Source organism: Mesorhizobium sp. M3A.F.Ca.ET.175.01.1.1 (genome assembly GCF_004791945.1).
Classification (GTDB): Bacteria; Pseudomonadota; Alphaproteobacteria; order Rhizobiales; family Rhizobiaceae; genus Mesorhizobium.
Genome location: NZ_SRTP01000012.1, coordinates 18,958 through 33,177, shown reverse-complemented (window position 1 = coordinate 33,177; position 14,220 = coordinate 18,958). Strand labels below are relative to the sequence as shown.

General features: G+C 60.6%; 9 protein-coding genes. 8 read left to right on the top strand and 1 reads right to left on the bottom strand.

The features are described 5' to 3' along the window. Nucleotides 1-4: 4 nt before the first annotated feature. A complete protein-coding gene (locus EN818_RS23515) occupies nt 5-1,759 on the bottom strand; it encodes a type I secretion system permease/ATPase (RefSeq protein ID WP_135905458.1) in 1,755 nt (584 codons plus the stop codon). A gap of 402 nt (nt 1,760-2,161) precedes the next feature. On the opposite strand from EN818_RS23515, the gene EN818_RS23510 reads away from it, so the two are divergent. The 8 genes from EN818_RS23510 to EN818_RS23475 all read left to right on the top strand — a co-directional run bounded on the left by EN818_RS23510 (nt 2,162) and on the right by EN818_RS23475 (nt 14,184). Next, nucleotides 2,162-3,610 carry a calcium-binding protein gene (locus EN818_RS23510; RefSeq protein ID WP_135905456.1) on the top strand — a complete coding sequence of 483 codons (1,449 nt, stop codon included), beginning with the start codon at nt 2,162-2,164 and terminating at the stop codon, nt 3,608-3,610. A gap of 494 nt (nt 3,611-4,104) precedes the next feature. Then, the gene (locus EN818_RS23505) at nt 4,105-5,316 is read left to right on the top strand and encodes a glycosyltransferase family 4 protein (protein ID WP_135905454.1); all 1,212 of its coding nucleotides are present in this window, start codon (nt 4,105-4,107) and stop codon (nt 5,314-5,316) included. Next, on the top strand, nt 5,313-6,575 hold the full coding sequence (locus EN818_RS23500) for an O-antigen ligase family protein (RefSeq protein ID WP_135905453.1): 1,263 nt from the start codon (nt 5,313-5,315) through the stop codon (nt 6,573-6,575). The genes EN818_RS23505 and EN818_RS23500 overlap by 4 nt, the downstream gene beginning before the upstream one ends. Beyond that, complete coding sequence (gene asnB, locus EN818_RS23495) at nt 6,575-8,563, top strand: asparagine synthase (glutamine-hydrolyzing) (RefSeq protein ID WP_135905451.1); 1,989 nt, start codon at nt 6,575-6,577, stop codon at nt 8,561-8,563. The genes EN818_RS23500 and asnB overlap by 1 nt, the downstream gene beginning before the upstream one ends. Nucleotide 8,564: 1 nt before the next feature. After that, nucleotides 8,565-10,772, top strand: coding sequence for an exopolysaccharide transport family protein (locus tag EN818_RS23490; RefSeq protein ID WP_135905449.1), 2,208 nt, complete (start codon nt 8,565-8,567; stop codon nt 10,770-10,772). Nucleotides 10,773-10,807: 35 nt separating this feature from the next. After that, nucleotides 10,808-11,560: an AAA family ATPase gene (locus EN818_RS23485; protein WP_135905447.1), complete on the top strand. Its 753-nt coding sequence runs from the start codon at nt 10,808-10,810 to the stop codon at nt 11,558-11,560. Nucleotides 11,561-11,732: 172 nt separating this feature from the next. Then, complete coding sequence (locus tag EN818_RS23480; RefSeq protein ID WP_135905444.1) at nt 11,733-13,091, top strand: lipopolysaccharide biosynthesis protein; 1,359 nt, start codon at nt 11,733-11,735, stop codon at nt 13,089-13,091. Beyond that, nucleotides 13,072-14,184 (top strand): glycosyltransferase family 2 protein, encoded by a 1,113-nt coding sequence (locus tag EN818_RS23475; RefSeq protein WP_245518862.1) that lies wholly within the window; start codon nt 13,072-13,074, stop codon nt 14,182-14,184. Before EN818_RS23480 ends, EN818_RS23475 begins: the two co-directional genes overlap by 20 nt. Nucleotides 14,185-14,220 lie beyond the last annotated feature (36 nt).

Genomic DNA, 14,220 nt, shown 5'->3' with positions numbered 1-14,220 from the left:
GACGTCACGCATGCCCGCTCACACCCCTCTGCATCGGAATGACCGGGGACGGCCGTTGGGCGGCAGGAGCAGATGGTCGCGCCACGCTCTCCAGGACCTTCTCGCGGGAGCCAAACGAGCGGACCATGCCATTGGCCAGCACGAGCACCTGGTCGATATTGGTAAGGGCGGAGGGGCGGTGCGCAACGACGATGACGATGCCTCCGCGTTGGCGCACAGCCAAGATCGCGCCCGCGAGGGCGGCGTCGCCTTCGACATCGAGGTTGGAATTCGGCTCGTCCAGGACGACGAGAAACGGCTCGCCATAGAGCGCCCTGGCAAGGCCGATCAGCTGCCTCTGTCCCGCCGACAGGGCCCTGCCTCCCTCGCCGATACGCGTTTGGAAGCCTTCCGGCAGGTGCATGATCATCGAGTAGACGCCCGCGGCTCTGGCGGCCGCCAGCACGCCTTTGGGATCGCTCTTGCCGCCGAACCTGGAAATGTTGTCCGCTACCGTCCCGTCAAAAAGTTCTACGTCCTGTGGCAGATAGCCGATATGGGCTCCGAGCGAATGCGGGTTCCACTGCTCGAGAGACGCCCCGTCCAATCTTACTTTGCCGTGCAGCGGCTTCCAGGCGCCGACCAGCGCGCGCACGAGTGTCGTCTTGCCGGAACCGCTCGGCCCGACGATGGCCAGTCCTGCGCCGCTGGACAGCTGGAAGCTTGCATCGAGCACGGTCGGCTTCGGCACGCCAGGCGGCGCGACTGTCAATCTTTCGACCGTCAGCCGCGTCTGCGGCCGGGGCAATTCCATGGGTTCGATCGGATCTTCGAACGCCCCCAGCGTCGCCTGGAGTTGGAAGTAGCTATGACGGGTCGTCAGGAACCCTTTCCAGTTCCCGATGGCCGCGTCGACCGGAGCCAGCGCGCGGCCAAGCAATATCGAAGATGCGATGATCACTCCGGGGGATGCTTCGCCGCCGATCACCAGATAGGCGCCAAGACCCAGAACCGAGGATTGCAATGCCATCCTCAGCGCCTTCGACAGCGAACTGGTACCACCTATGATGTCGGAGAGCCGCTCCTGATGCGTGAGGTAGCCATGAACGGTGTCGCTCCAGCGCCGCGCCAGCCTGGAAGAAAGGCCCATGGCGTGAACGACCTCTGCATTGCGGCGGCCGGACTCGGCAAGAGCGCGCTGCGAGATCATGGCTTCCGATGTAAGCCTGGCAGGCCTGCGGCCAAGAATTTCCGCGGCTGCGGTCAGCGCTACGACGGCAAGTGCACCGATCGTCGCCAGCACCCCGAGGGAGGGGTGCAGCATGTAGATGATCAGCAGATAGAACGGGATCCAGGGCGCATCGAAGATGACCGTCGGCCCGGACCCTGAAAGAAAGCCGCGCAGATGCTCGAGATCCCGCAGTGGATCCACCCGGTCGGCCTCCCGCCCGGCCTTGAGCGGCAAAAGCACCGATATGGCGAATGCCCTTTGATGCAGGTTCCTGTAGAGCCGGCTGGCAATGCGGACCAGCAGGCGAAGCCGCACGAAGTCGAGCAGTCCGTAGGCTGCGTAGAGGCCCAGCATTCCAATGGTCAGTCCGACCAGGGTCGGAACGCTTTGGGACGGCAGCACGCGGTCATAGACCTGCAGCATATAGAGGGAACCAGTCAACGCCAGGACGTTTGTCACCGCGGAAAAAAGCCCAATCCCAAGCAATCCCGGTGCGCAGTCAGACATTGCGGTGCGTAAAAGGGAGGACAGCTCTTGTTTTTTATTCATAGCCTGCTGTTTTTCACGCGGAAGTGCCGCGTGGCTTTCTTAGATTTATTCAATATGGAAAGTCCCCAGTGCTTGAATAGCATCGGATCCGAGCGGTTTTTCCCGGATATGAGGCGCTGCTAACGTATCCTAGTGCAATCGAAATGAAGCAAAATCGTGGCCCTGCGGGCGATCGGGAGCCGGCGGATCGGCGAGTTTCGGGGACAACGGTCGCGAGAAGCTTTGTCATTCCTCGGCGGACTGCGCTGAAAATATTAACCTTTTTCGCAAGGTCGCCAACGATCGATTTGGCGCCAATCAATTATTTTGACCACCGAAATTGGTATGTGACTTTTGTCTAATGTAGCTTTCGGTTAGGCAAACGGGGCTGGGGGGCGTTGCCGGACATAAGAAGGAACAAGCATGGCAACTCTCCATTATGCGTCGGGCGGTTCGGCCGCGGACGTTGCGACGGCCGGATTCAATTTGGTCGACGTTCAATATCTTTCCCAGGTGAACGAGCTGCCTGACGGAATGAAGGCGCTGGTTTACCTGGGCGCTCATGATGGCGTTACGCAGTCATTCATCGATAAAGTCACGCCTTTCCTTAACAATCCGAAAGTGTTCGGTTTCTTTCTCATGGATGAGCCGGATCCTACTGGCAAATGGGGAACCTATGCCAGCACTGAAAATCTGAAGGCCGAATCCGATTGGATCCATTCTCATTTTCCAGGCGCCAAGACTTTCATCACGATGATGAACATGGGGTCATCCACCAATCCGGATTTCACCAATACCTATAATCCCGCGAGCACTGGAATCGATTATTACGGCCTGGACCCGTATCCGGTTCGCACGGACACGACCACCGTCGACTACGATATGATCGACCGAGCCGTGGCCGCGGCTGTCAAGTCAGGCATCCCGGTGGACAAGATCATCCCCGTCTACCAGACCTTTGGCGGCGGCGGGTGGGAGACTGATACAGGCGGAAAGCACGTCCTTCCCACCACGTCGCAGATGCAGACGATGATGGATCACTGGGCCAAGCTCGTTCCGTCGCCGGCGTTTGACTATGCCTATGCCTGGGGCTCGCAGAACGGCGACACGGCGCTTGAGAACTCGCCGGATCTGCAGGCCTTCTTCCGGGAGCACAATGCCAGCTCCACCTCGTCGACGCCAGTGGCGACCACCGAGCCGGCACCGACGCCAACCTCCGATATGACACCGCCAACAACCGAGCCAACCGCGCCGACAACCGCGGATGCTTCAGTTGGTGACCACATTGTCCAAGGAGGCAAGGGCAACGACACCTACCATGTCAACAATGCCCACGACAAAGTCATGGAAGCTGCGGGCGCCGGCTTCGACAAGGTGATGGCCTCGGTCAGCTATGCTCTGTCTGCCGGCTCGCATATCGAGCAGCTCTCCACCTCCAGGACGGGCGGCAAGACCGCTATCGACCTGACCGGCAACGAGCTCGCCCAGAAGGTCAACGGCAACTACGGCGACAACAAGATAAACGGTGGTGGCGGCTCCGACACATTGAAGGGTTATGGCGGCCACGACGCCTTCGTCTTCGACACGGCCCTTGGCTCGGGCAATGTCGACAGGATCCGCGACTTCCAGGTTTCCCAAGACAAGATCCACCTCGACCACGCCATATTCGCAGGACTCCAGCAGGGAGCGCTTGCGTCCGGCAATTTCCACGTTGGTCAAGGCGCGCGTGACGCCAACGACCACATCATCTACAACAGTTCAACCGGAGCGCTCTCCTTCGACAGCGACGGTACTGACGGCCATGCCCAGACGCAATTTGCCACCCTCGCTTCGCATTTGCACCTTGGCGCTAGCTCTTTTCTCGTAACCTGACAAAGCGCCTGACCGGCAGGGGCGAACCGATCGCTTCTGCCGGTCCAGCCAGGGAGAACGGCTCGGATACCGTTGGACCATTCGGCCAAACTGGAATAGTCCTTGGCTTGGACGACCGGGTTCGGCTCTCGTCCATCAGTTGCCGCCCACAAATTCGATCCGCAGACGGCGCTCTGCTTCCTCGCCTGATGTGTAAAGGCATCGCAGGAGCAGGAACGGCCGCATCGCTAGCAGGCAGCCCTCCTCCAGACGCCACCCATCGTCAGCCTCTTGTTGACCCTGTGTTTGGCCTGCATTTTTCATGATTGGTCCCAATCACCGCCGGGCGGCCCGTCGTCTTCTCATTCGAACGTAGGAGGACAACAACTGGACCCGCCCATAGCTTGGGTACGCGACTGAGCGCATCCCTTGCGGCGACAGCGGGCCATGAAAGACGATCCAAGTTCGAGCCATTTCAGGCAACTGGTGGACCGCACGTTCTTGGGAGCGGCAAAATGAGGCCGCACCTGGTCTGCGTCGGAGGTGAGGACCACGCCCTAAGAATTCCCTTTCTTGAAGAACTGCGCGACAGAGGCTTTCAGGTCACGGCCGTCTCCAGTGGCGACGAGGCCCCATTCCTGCGCCACGACATTGCGCATCGGAGCTATGGCTTTGACCGCTTCGCGACCGGCAGCGGCAAAGCAGGCACGGTCAGGACCCTTCGCAGACTGCTGGCGGAGTTGCGCCCGGACATCGTGCAGAGTTTCGATACCAAGCCGAACCTTTTGACCCCACTCGCGGTGCGGGGACGAATACCGGTTATCCGCACGATCAACGGATTGGGCTGGACCTTCTCTTCTCGCGCCCCGCGCGCCCTGGCGCTGCGGCCGATCTTCTGCGGGCTGCAATGGCTGGTATCCTTCTGGACGGCCGCGACCGTTTTCCAAAACCGGGACGATCAGGCATTCTTTCAACGATACAGGCTGCTCGGACATGGCGACGCGCGCCTCATCGGTGGGTCCGGCGTCGATGTTGCCAGCTTCACCGCTGCGACACGCCTTGCGCCGCCGACAGCGCAGATGCGCGAAGAATTAGGGCTTCAATCGGCTGAAATCGTCATGTTTGTCGGCCGGCTGACTCGTCAGAAGGGCATACCGACGCTCCTTGAAGCGGTGCCGAAGGTTCTGGCCAAAAGGCCAAATGCCCGGTTTGTCCTCATCGGCCCGTGGCAATCCGAAGGACCATTTGCGGTCGAAGAAGCCGAGCTGCAACGACATGGTTCCAATGTGGTCGTGCTGGGGAAACGCCAGGACGTTCCTGCGCTCCTGGGCATGGCCGACATATTCGCCTTTCCGACCGAATATCGCGAGGGAATCCCGCGTGTGTTGCTGGAAGCCGGACTGGCGCAATTGCCGATCGTCGCCTCCAGCATGCCCGGCTGCAGTGATGTCGTCGAAGATGGTTGGAACGGTTATCTGGTTGCGCCGCGCGACCCGGACGCTCTGGCAAATCGCATAGTCGGCCTTCTCGCCGATCGTCCCCTTGCGAGGACCATGGGCAGCCGTTCCGCTGCGGTTGTGAGGGAGCGTTTTGCCCTTCCAGGGATCGTCGACCAGTATTGCGAGCTTTACAGGCAAACCCTCACGGCTCGGCCAGGAAGCGGTCTTGCTCACACCGCCATGGCGAAGCGCATCGCGAACCGACGGTTGGACGAGGCGCGACGATGATACGCGATGCATTGCTCGCCGCGGGCGTTGCCCTCTCCTTCACTTCGCAGATATCGGTTCCGGGCCTGCCATTGGGGTACGGCGAATTTTTCCTCGCGATCTGGATCATGCTTTCGATCGGCCGAATCCTGGCGGGAGGCCGCATCGAAGTGACGGCGGCCTCTCTGCAACTGGCGGGTTTTTGGCTTCTCCTGTCGCTGACTTTGGCGATCGGCACGGTAGTGGGCTATTTCACCACCGTGCTCTATCTCACCGGGCTGTCGCACGACGCCATGGCCTATGGGCTATTGGCGAGCTTCACCTGCCTCGCGGCATTGGAGCCCAATGCCGAGTTCCATCTGCGGCGTAGCGCCTGGTGGATGGTCGCAATCGCCGTCTGTGCCTTTGCGATCCAAGTTGGACTGGCCTTTGGCGGAATCCATCAGCCCGGAGTCGATCCGTGGTATTGGGATCGTTTCCGCGGCTGGTCCGAGAACCCGAACCAACTCGCGCTCTATTGTGCGGTCTTCGGTCCATTGGCGTTGCATTTGGTAGCGACCAGCAGAAATCGATGGGCTCAGTTCCTGGCGCTCTCCAGCCTGATCCCCATCATCTATGTCGGACGGCTGACCAAAAGCGATACATATCTCTACACGACCATTCTGAGCGGTCTCGTATTTCTGGGTCTGCGATCGAGGGCATGGTTCGCATCCAATGGCAACAGGCCCAGCCTTGCTCGGCAAATCGCGCTTTTGCTGATGATCGGCGCCGCTCCTCTCGCATTGGCGGCGGCGCCATATGCTGTCACCGAGGAGAGCAGCGTCGCAAGCTTCGCCAAGAGCCTCACCAAGGACGGAGGCGGCGAAGCGACGGCAGAGACATTCGAACTTCGGGTCTTTCTATGGAACGAGGCAATCGAGAAGGGACTGCAATCCGGTTCGCTTGGCCTTGGCCCCGGTCCGCACCTGGAGCGTCCGCCGGTGGCGGACAGGCAGTTCCTGGAGCGACCGTTCGAAGCTCACAACACCATTCTTGATCTTTACCTTCAGGGTGGGCTGGTGGCGGTCCTCGCCTTGGTCTGGATCGTCGGATCAGCAGCCATGTCGGCCTGGCGCAGCCGCTTCGACGCGCTGTCGGTGCTTCTCGCTTCGGTGGTGGTCTTCAGCATGCCGCATCTGATCATCCGCCACCCGATCGTCTGGTTCGCGCTGACTTTCTGCCTGGTTGCAGGAATGCGCCAGGAACTCCGCCACGGGCTCCAGCATGCAAGGATTGCGTGATGTGTGGGATTGCTGGAATCCTCGTCGCCGCCTGTAGGGATCCGAAGTCGCTCGAGGCGATAGGGGAGATGACGCGGTCACTTCGCCACCGCGGGCCTGACGGCGAGGGACTCTGGACAGATCGCGACGCGGGGATTGCGCTGGGCCACCGTCGGCTGGCGATCGTGGACTTGTCTGGGGCAGGGCGGCAGCCAATGCGTTCCGCCAGCGATCGGTATGTGATCTCCTTCAACGGTGAGATCTACAATTTCCGTGACCTGCGGCGCGAGCTCGAAGCTGCGGGGCACCAGTTTCACAGCACCGGCGACACGGAAGTGATGCTGGTTGCGATCGAGACCTGGGGTCTCGAAGCGGCGCTCAAGCGCTTTGCCGGCATGTTTGCGTTTGCGTTGTGGGACCTGAAGACCAGAACGCTTCACCTAGCCCGGGATCGAATGGGCAAAAAGCCGCTCTACGTCGCTCTCGCCGGGCATGCCCTGGTCTTTGCTTCGGAACTCAAGGCAATCAGGCGCTTCCCGCTCTTCTGCCCAGAACTCGACCTTGATGCCGCTGGGTCCATGCTCTCGAAAGGGTGGGTACCGGATCACAAATGCATCTGGCGGGGCGTGTTCAAGCTGCCACCCGGTTCGCTTCTCTCGGTCAGATCCACGGATCTTGCCGAGGCGGGCAGTGCGGTCTCGCTCTGCCAGCGTGTCGATCACTGGTGGTCGCTGGCCGAAGTGGCCGCGAAAGGCCTCGAACGGCCGATCCTCGGCAGCGACGACGAACTGACTGATGAGCTTGACGAGCTGCTTCGGCTGGCGGTTCGCGAACGGATGGTCGCCGACGTGCCGTTGGGCGGCTTTCTGTCGGGCGGGATCGACAGCTCCACCGTCGTAGCCCTGATGCAGGCGCAATCCAGAAGCCCGGTTCGCACGTTCACTGTCGCTTTTGCGGAGGGAGGCTTTGACGAGGCTCCCTATGCGGCCGAGGTGGCACGACATCTCGGCACCGATCATACCGAGCTTCACCTTTCGCCAGATGCGGCGCGCGAGGTCATTCCCGAGCTGCCGCGGATATGGGACGAGCCTTTCGCCGACGAATCCCAAATTCCAACTTTGCTGGTGGCGCGGCTCGCCCGCCAACACGTCACGGTCGCCCTGTCGGGCGACGGCGGAGACGAGTGCTTCGCCGGCTATGGCCGCCACTTTATGGCAAACCGGTTGAAGCGCCAACAAAGCCTTCCCCTGATGGTGCGGCGAACCATGGCGTCGGGACTAAGCTTGCTGGCCCGTGTGGCGCGCGAGGATTTCCTGCGCGGTCTGCCGCTTGCGGCAAATGTGCGCCATATGCTGCGCAGCGACCGGCTCGGTCGTCTCGCCGGCTTGCTTACCGCAAGGCATGAGGATGAATTGTATCAGCGGTTGGTGACATCACCGGCTGCGCGCCTCACTCGCCACAGTCAGTCCGGGTCGATCGACAGCGCACCGAAACTCGACGGGCTGCTGTCGCGACTTCTCTACGACGACATGGCCGGCTATCTGCCCGGCGACATATTGGTAAAGCTGGATCGGGCGACCATGGCCAACGGCCTTGAAGGGCGTTGTCCACTGCTGGACCACCGGGTTGTGGAGTTCGCCTGGCGCCTTCCTTCGGAAGCGAAGGTGCGCAACGGCAGTGGCAAGTGGATTCTTCGCAATCTGCTGCGCCGCTATCTTCCGGACCGGTTAATCGACCGGCCGAAGCAGGGGTTCGACGTGCCCGTCGCCGCTTGGCTGAGGGGACCGCTGCGCAACTGGGCGACCGATCTTCTCGCAGACATGCGGCGCGACAGCGAGAACGTGCTGGATAGCACCAGGGTGCAAGGTTGCTGGCTCGATCACATGCGAGGCCAGGATCGCTCTCGCGAATTGTGGTCGGCGTTCATGTTTCAAGCCTGGCTGAACGAAGTCAGGCGGGAAAAGGTCCCGATCGATCCATCTCGCACCCTCGACATGGCAGGAGTATGAAATGGCAGGTTCAGCCATCAGCCGCATTAGACTCCCACGAGCCGCCGCTCAACCAACGCCCCCGCTACTTGAAAACAGGGAGCGGATACGGCCGCGACGTGAACGCGCCGACACGCAAGCTGCATCGAGCCAGCTTGCAGTGGCGTTGGGGAGAAGAAAATGGTCAATCCTTGCCTTTGCCGTTGTTGGAGGGGTCCTCGCGGCACTTGTGGGCCTCGTTCGTCCCGTGATGTTTGAGGCTACCAGCCAATTGATAATCGATCCGCCTGCACGCAGTTCGCTTGCACCGGGCGGCTCTTCTGCACAGGATCTCATCGATTCCAGCATCGACGATCACATCACCATGCTCTCGTCGCAGGGCCATCTGCGCCGTGTCGCGACAGCGCTTCATAAGGTGGAAGGCAGCACGCCGGGGCAGGGCGCGTCCAAAACCGGGATTTCCAGGCCCGGCCCGGGCCCTGCACCAAAAAGCGCATTTGCAGCGGGGATTCTCGAGCGGCTTTGGCCGCAAAGCGCGCAAGCGGCGGTCGATTCCGACCTGAAGCTGCTCAGGAACAGGACAAGGATTGGGCAGGAACTGCGATCGAGGATCATCTCCGTCGCTTTTGCGGATGAAGATCCGGTGCGAGCCGCCACGGTGGCCAATACTTTTGCCCAGGTCTATGTCGACGAGCTCGCGAAAAAGCGGCAGGCCGAGGACAGGCTGGAGCTCGACGCAGTCGTCGCCAATCTGCCCCGCGTGCAGACCGACCTCGTTGCGGCGACCGATCGGTTGGAAAAATACCGGCTGAGCCATGGCGCCGTCGATCAAGGCTCGGCTGATAGCGCGGCCAGGGAGAGAGCCGATCTCAGCCAGCAGATATCCATGTCCAAGGCCGATCTGGCGGCGATGGAATCGCGCCTTCAACACATCCAGGATCTTCGCAAAGAGAACGCTCCGGTCGCCTCGCTGGCCGATGCCCTGGGCACGCCGGAGTTGGCGGATCTTGCGGCTCGTCAGGCCAGCGCGCCGGCGGACAAGAATCTAAGCACAGCCATCGCCAATGAGATCGAGCAAGGCGTCGCGCGCGTTGAGGCGGAGGTGAACACCTATCGGGCTCAGGTTGGCGCGCTGGAAGATCGCAAGAATGTTCTCGATGCGGTCGCAGCCGACACCGCTACCCGGCTCTCCGGGCTGCGCGCGCTTGAGCCCCAGGTCAGTCTTCTCACGCAGCGATACAACGAGTTGCTGAGCCGCCAGCAGGATTTGATGAGGCGCATCGGAGCTCCCTCAGCTGGCGTCTCCATCCTTTCGCCAGCATGGCCGCCGGCCAAACCGCAGACCTTGCCGCCGATTTTCCTGGTGCCGCCGGGGATGGTTGCGTTCGCCATTCTTGGTGCGGTCTTCGTGCTGGTTCGAAATCGCTTCAATCGTACCCTGCGTGGTGAGGTTGAGACCGAAGCAGCGCTTAGAATCCCTTGCATTGGCCTAATTCCAGATCCAGGCAAGATGCACATGAAGCAGCTGCGGGAATTGGTCTTGGGGGAGTCTAGATCCGCCTACAGCCGGGCGGTGACGTCACTATTGGTCGCGGCTGCGCCAAATCAAGCCAGGATGCGTTCCCCACATACCATCTTTGTCACCTCGAGCCTGCGCGAAGACGGTGCGAATGAACTTGCATGGAGCTTGGCATTAGCCGCCACACGGCTGGGCGGCCCTGTCCTTCTGATCGATCTGGAACGCGCGCACCATCAACTTACCCAAGAATTCCTCCACCAGCGCAGCGGGCCAAAAGCGCTCCGGTCGTTCGGCGACTTCATCAGCAACCGCTGCAGTCTCGAGGATGCAGTTGCTACTATGCCTGAAGCTGGCGTCGACCTGATGACCGTTGCTCCGTCCGAGGATCTGCTTAGGCTTCTTGCGCGCGCCGACAGCCTTGAATGCAGAGACGAATTGCAGGCTGCGTACGGACTGGTCATCATAAACGGCCCGCCCGGACTTGCGGGACCGGAAGCCAGGTTCCTCACGAATTGGGCGGATGCGATCCTTTTTGCCATTCGCTGGAGCAGGACCCCGCGCAATACCGCACGCGCGGTTTTGGAATTGCTTCAAAGGGACGGCGCGATTTCGGTTCCCACCGGCAGTGTCCTTACGGGGGTCAATCTCAAGCGGCATGCCAAGTATCAATTCGGCGACAGCGCGGATTTGTTATTCGCGAAGTTGCCCTGAGCATTGCGGCGACCTGTCATGATCGAGTTTAAACCTTGATCGTCGAGCTCTTCGGACCGCCCGGTTCGGGCAAAACAACCTTCGCCCACGCCCTTGCAAGGCGATTGCGCGAGGGCGGATACTGCGCAGAAGTCGTCCGCAGCTACCGACCGGGGGTAAGGTCCGGAACCCTCGACTTCGGCGTTTTCCTGTCTGTGGCAAGGATCATGTCGGCGACGGTTTCCACGGCCAAAATCATTTTTTTCCCACGAAACGGCGGCGAGGACCTGTCGAAATCGCTGTTGCTGCTCAAGGCAATCCCACCGAAGAAGCCGATCTGGCGAGCCCGGATATGGCAGCATATATTGAAGCTGTCGCACGCTTGGGATCGCGCAGAGACGATCGAAGACATTCAAATCTTCGACGAGGGCTATGTTCAGGCAGTCGGGTCTCTGGCACTTCTCAACGGGAACGCCGACAAAGCCACTCTCGAAACCGTGCTGAGCAATTTGCCTGTCGCGGATCTGACAATCAGAGTTGTGTTGCCACGAGCTACGGTGGCGACGCGTCTGCGCGAACGAATAGAACGCGAACCCCCTGCGGAGCGGCTCTTCGAGGCCGATTTCGAGGTCAACATGCGTTCCTTCGGGGTCTTCAACACGATAAGCGAAATACTGTCTGCGTCTGGTCGAGACTTCATTTGTGTGGAGACCTCCACTCAAGGGGCCACTGCAAGAAGCGCCCAGGATGTTGAACGCGCAATCATCGCCAAATGCAGTCTGGCAACGAATTTGCAACGGCGACAGTGAGGCGCCCGACTCCGAAGCGGATGGTCAGCCTGGGAGCCCGTGAACCATAGCGTAGCCGGGGCGGCCGGTCGCCCAGGCATGCGCAATCTCATTCAGGTGAATGATGGCGAGGTCCGGCACCCACCGTAAGCTCCGTGTCCCGTCGTCAGCTGCTTCTCGGAATCGCGAGCCAATGTCCCACAGCGACTTTCTGAGATCCAGGAGTGTTCGGGTAACAGCAAGCCCAATCGGCAAGGTCATCCGCGCGGCGGGTGGCGTATCGGCAATGGCGATCACGGGGCAACTCATCCTGGTCGCCACCATTCCCATACTGGCCCGGCTCTATTCTCCGGCAGATTTCGGCCTCTTCACGATCTATCTTTCGGCGGTCAACATACTCGGCGCGGTCGCAGCCCTGCGCTTCGAACCCTCGCTCTACGGAGTCAAGGAGGCCGGGCAGACCTATGTCACCGTCAAGCTCATTCTGCTGGCTGTGTTGGTCACCGGCGTCCTGACCTTTGCGACCGGGCAGTTGCTTTTAAGCGTTGCGCCTCCCCAACTGAGGCACCTGGTCTGGCTCGTTCCGATCGGGATGAGCGGCGCGGCGCTCGTTGAAACGATGAATTGCTGGGCGTTGCGTGCGGGTCTGTTGCGCGATTTCGCCGTCGGCCGTCTGATCCTGCCGGCAACCATGGCCCTGCTGCAATTGGCCTTTGGCTTCGCCCGTCTCGGTGGTGAAGCCATGGTGCATGCGCATATCCTCAGCCAGTTCGTCTTTCTCGCCTTCCTAGGCTTTCGCATTCTGAATTGGGGCGACGTGCGCGGCATCTATCGAGCGCCATGGAACAGCGTCTTCGACAAGGCCAGAAGGGAATACAAATTCCCATTGTTCGATATTCCCGCAACCCTTGGCAGCTATGCCATCAACAATCTTCCGGCGATTCTGGTCGGTTCCTTGTTCGGCGCAGCTGTCGCTGGTTACCTCGGCGTCGCCGCACGGCTCGTGACCGGACCTATCGTGCTGATCGCCACGCCGCTGAGCAACGTCTTTGTCGCCGAGGCCAATAAGAACAGCAATCATGGCCATATGCTTGCCATCGCGCGGGGTCTCCTGATTCTTGCTGCTGGCCTTACCGCATTCCCGATTTTGGTGCTTGGGCTGGCAGCTCCTTACCTCGTCGTCCCCGTCCTGGGTCAGGCCTGGATGCCGACCGCACAGATCATCACCGCATTGGCATTCATGGGCGCCGTGCAGGCATTGTCGACGCCTCTCAGCGAGGTTCCTGCTCTGCTGCGGCGGCAGGAAGTGCGACTCGCCGTCGACGCCGCGCGCATGGTGCTCGTCTTTGGTCCCCTGCTCGCCGGCGCCAAAGCGGGTTGGGAGCCTATCGACGTCATCTATCTCATGGCCGCCGGCGGGACGGTCGGCTTTGCCCTCAAGACTGCAGCCTCGCTGTACCTTCTGAAGCGGGATGCCGAACCGGCACGGGCAACATTGCCGAGCTTATATACGATCGCAAGGAAAGAGCACCATGAAGCTCCAATCGAGTAGCGACACGCGCGCCGAGCGAACTATGCGCTCCGCGGAGTCCGTGGCCCACGATGAAGGTAAGACAAATCTGTGGCGCCTAGGTCCCCGCGATGTGAACAATGTTGCCCATTCTGCCGATGCTTCGACAATGCGCCCGTTCATCTCGGTTGCCGTGCCAACATTTCGCCGGCCAGACACCATCCGACGCACCATCGACAGTATCGTTGGACAGGATTTTTCCAACTGGGAACTTGTCGTCAGCGACGACGAAGGAAGCGAGGGCTCGAGTTGGCCCATCTTGGAAGAATACGCGCGAAAGGACCCTCGCATCCGAATTTTGGAAAACCGTAGGGGTAGAGGGCAGGTGGAGAACACCAACAACGCAATGCTTGCCTGCATGGGTAAGTGGATCAAGTTGTTGCATGACGACGACTGGTTGGCTCCGGGAGCCCTGAAGAGGTTTGCCGAAATTTCAACCAGATATCCCTCAGCAGCTTTCATGACGTGCGCGGCGCGTGTTGTTGAGGAGAGCCGGGTAGTGATGCGCTCGGATCCACCCGAGCAAGATCGGGTTTCGCTCTATTCGAGCCAGCAGTGCCTGACGGACCTGTATCTGGTGCGCATGACAAGGAGCCTGGGCATCATACCGTCGACGCTCTTGATCAACAGCGCCGTAATTCAGGCCGGATGCCGGATGCGTGCCCATAAGTCGATCCCGGCGGGCGTCGATCAGTTGTTCTTTGTCGACCTGGCCCGGCACGGAGAGATGATCGCCATCAATGAAGGCCTGATCTTCTACGATGCGACACGCCATCCGAGCATCACGACGACCAAGAGCTACGAGGACGTGGACGAGGTCACTCTTGCGGTCAAAGAACTCAATTGGGATCTTATCGAGGATAGGAACGGTCTCCCCAGCCCGGAGACTCTTTTGCGTGCGCTGCAGGTGGCCCGCATCCCTGCCAGATTCCGGCATCAATCCTGGCGAACGACAATGCGAGACGCAATGCAGATCCTTCGACCGTCAGTCATGAGGATCGCAAACCAGTACATGCTGGAATATCTGTTCAGGATACGCCCGAAACTCGGCGCGTTGCAGACCCGCAGGCGCTGACGCGCACTCGCCGAGGCCGGCGGCCCGCAATTGCGC